This is a genomic window from Arthrobacter sp. Hiyo1, assembly GCF_001263615.2.
Classification (GTDB): Bacteria; Actinomycetota; Actinomycetes; order Actinomycetales; family Micrococcaceae; genus Arthrobacter.
In genome coordinates this window covers 190,572-191,425 of the sequence record NZ_DF952470.1, presented here as the reverse complement: position 1 = coordinate 191,425, position 854 = coordinate 190,572, and the positions used below count along the sequence as shown (strand labels likewise).

General features: G+C 68.1%; 1 protein-coding gene. It reads right to left on the bottom strand.

Features of this window, described 5'->3' with window-relative positions; all coding sequences use genetic code 11:
- Window positions 1-719: aromatic amino acid lyase (locus AHiyo1_RS09820; RefSeq protein ID WP_172465560.1), on the bottom strand; the 719-nt coding region annotated here is incomplete at its 3' end.
- Window positions 720-854: the final 135 nt, after the last annotated feature.

The window sequence follows — 854 nt, the reverse complement described above, 5'->3', positions numbered from 1 at the left end:
CTGAGCGCCGCGGTGATGTCCGCCGTCGTAAGCAGCAGGTGCAGGTCGGCGATGGCCATCAGGAGCATGCCGAGCATGCCCTCGGTGCCGTTGACGAGCGCGAGGCCTTCCTTTTCCGCGAGGACCACCGGCTCGATGCCGTGCGCGGCGAGGAGTTCGGCAACCGGCTTCTTTCCGGCGGCGCCGTACAGCTCGCCGTCGGGGCCGGTGGCTTCGCCTTCGCCCATCAGGACCAGGGCGCAGTGGGACAGCGGCGCGAGATCGCCCGAGCAACCCAGGGAGCCGAATTCACGGACTACCGGGGTGATGCCGGCGTTGAGGACGTCCACCATGGTCTGCAGGACCACGGGACGAACGCCCGTGCGGCCCGAGGCCAGGGTCTTGGCGCGCAGGAACATGATGCCGCGGACCACTTCGCGCTCCACGGCCGGGCCCATGCCTGCGGCGTGGCTGCGGATGAGCGACTTCTGCAACTGGGTGCGGAGTTCATTGGGGATGTGGCGGTTGGCCAGGGCGCCGAAGCCCGTCGAAACGCCGTACGCCGGAACTTCGCTGTGCGCGAGGCCGTCGATGTGGGCGCGGACCTTGGCAACAGTGTCCAGGGCTTCCTGGGAGATGGTCACCTTGGCGTCGTAGCGCGCGACGGCGACGACGTCCTCCGGCGTGACTCCGCTGGAGCCGAGGGTAACGGTCAGCGGTTCGTGGGTAATGGTTGTCATCGGGGTGTTCCTACTTGCTTTCTTCCATGGGGATGCGGACGCCGCGTTCGTGGGCGACTTCGATGGCTCGGTCGTAGCCGGCGTCGGCGTGGCGGATGACGCCCATGCCGGGGTCGTTGGTGAGGAGGCGTTCGA